The sequence below is a fragment of the Streptomyces sp. NPDC006134 genome (assembly GCF_040628835.1).
Lineage (GTDB): Bacteria > Actinomycetota > Actinomycetes > Streptomycetales > Streptomycetaceae > Streptomyces.
In genome coordinates, this window is record NZ_JBEXTV010000014.1 from 58,533 (window position 1) to 64,492 (window position 5,960).

General features: G+C 76.7%; 6 protein-coding genes. 4 read left to right on the forward strand and 2 right to left on the reverse strand.

The window, feature by feature from the left end; genetic code table 11:
* Positions 1-156: 156 nt before the first annotated feature.
* Positions 157-1,404, reverse strand: coding sequence for a PP2C family protein-serine/threonine phosphatase (locus ABZ340_RS11780; protein ID WP_358781586.1), 1,248 nt, complete (start codon positions 1,402-1,404; stop codon positions 157-159).
* A gap of 261 nt (positions 1,405-1,665) precedes the next feature.
* On the opposite strand from ABZ340_RS11780, the gene ABZ340_RS11785 reads away from it, so the two are divergent.
* Positions 1,666-2,142 (forward strand): hypothetical protein, encoded by a 477-nt coding sequence (locus ABZ340_RS11785; RefSeq protein WP_358781587.1) that lies wholly within the window; start codon positions 1,666-1,668, stop codon positions 2,140-2,142.
* A gap of 23 nt (positions 2,143-2,165) precedes the next feature.
* Here the strand turns inward: ABZ340_RS11785 and ABZ340_RS11790 are convergent, their stop codons facing one another.
* Entirely contained in the window at positions 2,166-2,747 is a 582-nt protein-coding gene (locus ABZ340_RS11790) for an SH3 domain-containing protein (RefSeq protein ID WP_358781588.1), read from the reverse strand.
* Positions 2,748-2,973: 226 nt separating this feature from the next.
* Here ABZ340_RS11790 and ABZ340_RS11795 point away from each other — a divergent pair, with 226 nt between their 5' ends.
* The 3 genes from ABZ340_RS11795 (at position 2,974) to ABZ340_RS11805 (ending at position 5,852) form a co-directional block, all read left to right on the forward strand.
* Positions 2,974-3,978, forward strand: coding sequence for a hypothetical protein (locus ABZ340_RS11795; protein ID WP_358781589.1), 1,005 nt, complete (start codon positions 2,974-2,976; stop codon positions 3,976-3,978).
* Between the two features lie 25 nt (positions 3,979-4,003).
* Positions 4,004-4,804 (forward strand): alpha/beta hydrolase, encoded by an 801-nt coding sequence (locus ABZ340_RS11800; protein WP_358781590.1) that lies wholly within the window; start codon positions 4,004-4,006, stop codon positions 4,802-4,804.
* A gap of 70 nt (positions 4,805-4,874) precedes the next feature.
* Positions 4,875-5,852 carry an endonuclease/exonuclease/phosphatase family protein gene (locus ABZ340_RS11805; RefSeq protein ID WP_358781661.1) on the forward strand — a complete coding sequence of 326 codons (978 nt, stop codon included), beginning with the start codon at positions 4,875-4,877 and terminating at the stop codon, positions 5,850-5,852.
* The last annotated feature ends 108 nt before the right edge of the window (positions 5,853-5,960 follow it).

Here is a 5,960-nt window from a genome sequence, read left to right on the forward strand (position 1 = left end):
CTCCCGGGACGGCCACGGGCGCCATACCGCGAACGCTCTCCCCCAGGCCGACCGCGACCACCGCACCACGCACCCTCACCCCTCCCGGGACGGCCACGGGCGCCATACCGCGAACGCTCTCCCCCAGGCCGACCGCGACCACCGCACCACGCACCCTCACCCCTCCCGGGACGGCCGCGGGCGCCGTACCGCGAACACCGTCGTGTCGTCGCCCAGGCGGCCCCCGCAGTGCCGCAGCGTGCCGTCCCGGACGTGGGCGGCCAGGCGGCGCGGCTCGGCGACGCCGAGGTCGGCCGCGACCGCGCGGGCCACCTCGTCGCGCAGCTGGTAGAAGCAGCCCTTCCGGTCGCGGGCCTCGGTCACCCCGTCCGTGACCAGCAGCAGCGTCTCGCCGGGGGCGAGCGGCAGCCGGCGCACCGTGGGGCGGCTCGGCGCGAGCTCGCCGAGGCCCAGCGGGAGCCCGCCGCCGGCCGGCAGCTGCCGTACGCCGCCGGGACCGACGGCCAGCGGCGGTTCGTGACCGAAGACGACGGCGTCCACGGCGTCGGGAGCGTCGTCGGGGAAGCCGAGCAATACGGCGGTGGCGAACCGGTCGCCGTCGATGGGGGTCCCCCCTGCTCGAGCGGAGCCGAGAGCTTGGGGGAGGCCGAGGGCGGCGGTGTGGGAGCGGTGCCGGAGCATGCGGGTCTCCAGGCGTTCGGCGACCGTGGCCAGGTCGGGTTCGTGGTAGGCGGCCTCGCGGAAGGTGCCGAGCAGGGCCGCCGCCGCCTCGACCGCGCCGAGCCCCTTGCCCTGGACGTCGCCGAGGAGGACGCGGGTGCCGTGCGGGCCGGGCTGGATGTCGTAGAAGTCGCCGCCGACGCGGGCCTCGGTGTCCGAGGCGAGGTAGACGCCGGCGTGGTCCAGGCCGCCCCAGCCCGGCGGCAGCGGGCGCAGGACGGTGCGGCGGGTGGTGTCGGCGACGTCCCGCATGTGCAGCATGCGCCGCTCGCCGCGGACCCGGATCACGCAGGCGGCGACGGCCAGGATGCTGCCGACGGTGACGAGGATGAAGTCGGGCAGCCCGGTCTGGTACTGGTGCGGCCAGGCGCTGTCCACCGTGACGTAGGTGAGCAGGGCGAGCGCCGCGAAGACGGCCGTGCCCCACACCCCGCACAGCGCGGCGGCGATGCCGGGCACCAGCACGATCCAGGAGATGATCCGGAACTCGCCGGTGGTGTTGAAGTCGGCCAGCGCGATGCCGGCGAGCAGCAGCAGCGGCGGCACCCAGCCGACGCTCCGGCCGCGCAGCCGCAGCAGCGGCTGTTCCCGGTGCACCGCCTCGCCGCCGTCCCGGGCGCGCGGCGGGCGGGCGGCGCCGGCCGCCCGGCCGGCCGCCGGCCTCAGGACGCCACCACCCCTCATCCGCCCAGCGAAACACGGGCCCGCGCGCGCCGCATCCGCGCGCCCCGCATCCGGACGGGCACCTCCTGCGGGCGCCTTCCGTGGGCACCTCCCGCGGGCACCTCCTGCGGGCACCTCCCGCGGGCACCTCCCGCGGGCACCTCCTGCGGGCACCTCCCGCGGGCACCTCCCGCGGGCACCTCCTCCGACGCGCCGACTTGCCGCCCGTCCTCCCCCGGTGTGCGCTGGAAGGCGGGGGTGAGCAGAGAGAGGAGTGCCCTCATGGCTCATGCGGCACCCGCCTCCGGCGGGACGAGCAGACGCGGCGACGCACCCGGGCGCGCGCCCGGCCGGACGCCCGACACGCCCGACGTCTTCGGCGAAGGCGTCCACACCGCCGCGAAGTGGGCGGTGCCCGTCGTGCTCGGGCTGCTCTACGGCTACTGGGCCGCGGCCAACCGGCGCGGCGGCGGCCCCATCACCGGCTGGAACCTGCTGTTCGGCTTCCTGACCGCGCTGGTGTTCATGGTGCTGTACATCGCCGTCCGCGCGGTGGCCCAGCGGCTGAGGCGCGAGGCGCACGCCGCGGTGTGGGCCGCGTTCGCCGGGATCGCGCTGGGCTTCCTGTACAGCCAGTCCGCCGAGGCGACCGTGCTGAAGTCCTCCGGGATGGGGCTGCTGGTCGGCGCGGCCCTCTTCGTCATGCTGTTCTACCGCTACTACACGCGGGAGGGCACGGAGCGGCGATCCACCGCCTGACATGTGGAGGTGGGACGGGCGGGTCAGCCGGAAACGCCCCAGTCGCGCCACCAGTCGTCGTTCACGACCGGCTCGTCCCAGTTGGTCCAGTGACCGTCCTTCCACACCGGGCACGGGTCCGCGCAGTTCGGCACCCACCGGCCGTGGGAGTCCACGAAGGCCGCGCTCGCCCAGCCCCGCGCACCGACGAGCCAGTACCAGTACGGGTTTCCGCTGACGCTCTGCCCGCGGACCGCGCACAGGATGCGGTCCCGGGTGCCCGGCGCGAGCCGGTCGACGGCGGCGGCGTGGCTGGTGGGCGCCTCCCGCACGGCGAGGGCGGTGGACGAGGTGACGGTGCCCGGGATCGGGCGGCCGCGCTCGGCGGTGCCGCCGGGGACGACGGGGCCGTCGGCGTACGCCGGCCGGACCGCCGCCAGGGACGACGAGACCGACGAGGCCGACGAGGCCGACGAGGCCGACGAGGCCGACGAGGCCGATGGGGCCGCCGGGGCCGCTGACGAGGCCGCCGCCGCCGCTGCCGTCGTACCCGCCGTGGCGCCCACGAGGGTGCCGCCGGTGAGCAGGGCCGCGGCCAGGGACCGCAGGGCCGCAGTGGTGCGCATGTTCGGCTCCCTTCTCCCCGAGGTCTCCCTCGGAGCTCCCCGGGGTCGTCCCCGGGACTCCCCCGCACCAGGAAACACCCGTCCGGGTGACGCCTCCACCGGAGAGCGCGAAACCGCAGGTCAGACGCCGTGCAGGACACCGCCCGTCCCTCATCCGGCGGACGGGTACGCCCATCTGCCGTACCGCCGCTCGCGCGGCCCGCCCCACCGGGGCTTGCCTGGAAGGGTGTCCCCCCGCCCGCGGAACGTCCTGTCGGCCGTCCTGACCGTCCTCGCCGGTCTGCTCGTGCCGTGCGGCACGCTGGCGGCCTGGGCGGCGTACGACCTCGCCGACACCGGCCGCTACACCGCCGCGATGGCACCGCTGGCCGCCGACCCGGACGTACGGGAGGCGGTCGCCGACGTGCTGGAGGACGGGATCGTCCGGGAGGCCGGTGCCGGTCCGCTGCGCGGCGCCATGGGGCCGTTCGTACGGGACGCGGCCCGGTCGTTCACCCGGACCGAGGCGTTCCGCGCGGGCTGGGACACGGCCAACCGCACCGTGCACGGCGCCGTGCTGCGCGCCGTGCGCACCGAGCCCGCGGACGACCGCCCGGTCACCGTGGACCTCGCCGTGGTCACCGCCCGCGTCAAAAACGAACTCGCCCGCGACCGGGTGCCGTTCGCCCACCGCATCCCGGTCCGGCACACCGAGGTCACCGTGTTGCCGGCCGCGGAGACCGACCGGCTGAGGAAGGGTTTCCACGTGCTCGACGTCGCGGCCCGCTGGCTGCCCTGCGCGGCCGTCGTCTTCGCCGTCGCCGGCATCGCCACCGCCACCTGCCGCCGCCGCGCGGTCACCGCCACCGGCCTCGGCACCGCCCTCGGCGGCGCGCTGCTCGCCCTCGCCGTCGCGGTCGGACGCCACCTCACCCTCACCGGCCTGCCCGGCCCGTCCCACCGCCCCGCGGCGGCCGCCGTGTACGACGCTCTCACCGCCACCCTGCGCACGGCCTCCTGGCTCCTGGCCGCCCTCGGCCTGGCCGTGGCCCTGGCCTCCTGGCTGACCGGCGTGCTCCCACGGCGCCGCGGTCTCCCGGCCACCGGCCCCCCGGCCACCGGCACCCCGGCCACCGGCCCCCCGGCCGTCGGCACCCCGGCCACCGGCCCCCCGGCCGTCGGCACCGGACCGGAACCCGCCCCAAACACCCCCAGCGCCCCGGGCGCCCCAAGTACTCCGTTGCCGCCGTGAGTTGGACCCGCCTAGGGTCACCGCCATGGCACCCTTTCTCGCATACGAGGACCACGGCGGCGACGGCGAGGGGACCGGCACCCCGGCCACCCCGCTCGTCCTCGTCCACGGCCACCCCTTCGACCGCACCATGTGGGCCCCGCAGATCAAGGCGTTCTCGTCCTCCCGCCGGGTCGTCGCCCCCGACCTGCGCGGCTACGGCGCCTCTCCGCTCGACCCCGCCCTCACGGATTTCGCCCGGTTCGCCGAGGACATCGAGGCGCTGCTGGACGAGCTGGGCGTGGCGTCCTGCGTCCTGGCCGGACTGTCGATGGGCGGCCAGATCGTGATGGAGTGCTACGGCCGCTTCCCCGGCCGCGTCCGGGGTCTGGTCCTGGCCGACACCTCCCCGGTGGCCGAGACTCCCGAGGGAAAGCAGATCCGCAACGCGATGGCGGACCGCCTGCTGCGCGAGGGCATGCGCGGGTACGCCGACGAGGTGCTGGAGAAGATGGTCGCCCCGTACGCGGACCCGGAGGTCAAGGCGCACGTCCACCGCATGATGACGGCCACCCGCCCGGAGGGCGCCGCGGCGGCCCTGCGCGCCCGCGCCGAACGCCGCGACTACCGCGAGCTGCTCGCCCGCGCCACGGTCCCGGCCCTGGTCGTCGTGGGCACCGACGACGAGTACACCCCGGTCTCCGGCGCCGAGTCCCTGCACGCGCTGCTGCCCGACTCCACCCTGTGCGTCGTCGAGGGCGCGGCCCACATGCCGAACCTGGAGCGGCCGGAGACGTTCAACGCGGCCCTGGGGGAGTTCCTGGCCCGCGTCGACGCGGAGTCCTGAGGAGAGCCGTGGGAGCGGCGTGGGAAGCAAGGGGGACGTGGGAAGCGTGGGCACCGCGGCGGCGGAGGGCATGACGGCCGGGCCCGCGCCGGGCGGGCGGGAGCGGCGGCGGGGGCTCGGGGCGTGGTGCGCCGGGCTGCTGTTCGCCGCGGTGAGCGTGGTCGTCGGATGCCGGACCGCCGGCACCGACGGTGTCACGCCGGTGCCGCAGCTGCTCGCGTTCCTGCCGTGGCTGCTGGTGCCCACGGGCGCCGGGCTGCTGCTGGCGCTGCTCGCCCGCTGGTGGACCGGGACCGTGTGGGGGGTGGTCCTGCTCGGACTGCTGGCCTGGTTCACCGAGCCGTACGGCACGACCGACGGCCCCACCGGCCCTCCCGTGGCCGAGCTGCGGGTGCTGACCTCGAACGTCGAGTTCGGACAGGGCACCGGCGCGCTGGTCGACGCGGTGCGCCGCGAGGAGCCGGACCTCGTCTTCGTCCAGGAGTGCGAGTACACGTGCGACGCGGCGCTGCGCCGCGACCTCGCGGCGGACTACCCCCACCGCCGGGCCGTCGAGGGCGGCGGCTCCAAGGGCAGCGTCATCCTCAGCCGCTTCCCGCTGCGGGCCGGCGCCGGCATCCCCGCCACGATGGGCATGCCGGGCGCCGTCGCCGACGTGCGCGGGCACCCCGTACGGCTCCAGCTCGCCCACCCGATGCCCCCGCTGCCCGGCCAGGTCGGCCTCTGGCGCGAGGAGCTGGAGGCGGTGCGCGACGCCGCCGCCGCGGACCCCGGCACCCCCACCGTCCTCGCCGGCGACTTCAACGCCACCCAGGACCACGCCGCCTTCCGCCGCGTCCTCGACACCGGGCTGCGCGACGCCGCCCGCCTGGCCGGCGCCGACCGGACGCCCACCTGGCCGTCCCGGACCACCCCGGCGTTCGGCGCCCAGATCGACCACGTGCTGGTCTCGGAGGACTTCACCGTCCACGGCGCCCGCTTCCTCGGCATCGCGGGCTCCGACCACCGCGCGGTGTCCGTGGACCTCACCCTGCACGGGCGGGACTGACCCGGCACCGTACGACGGCGGCGGCACGCCACCCCGGGCGAGTGGACCCGGAGCGGCGTGCCGCCGTGACGCGCGCGAGGAACATCCGCGCGGTTCGGACGCCGACAT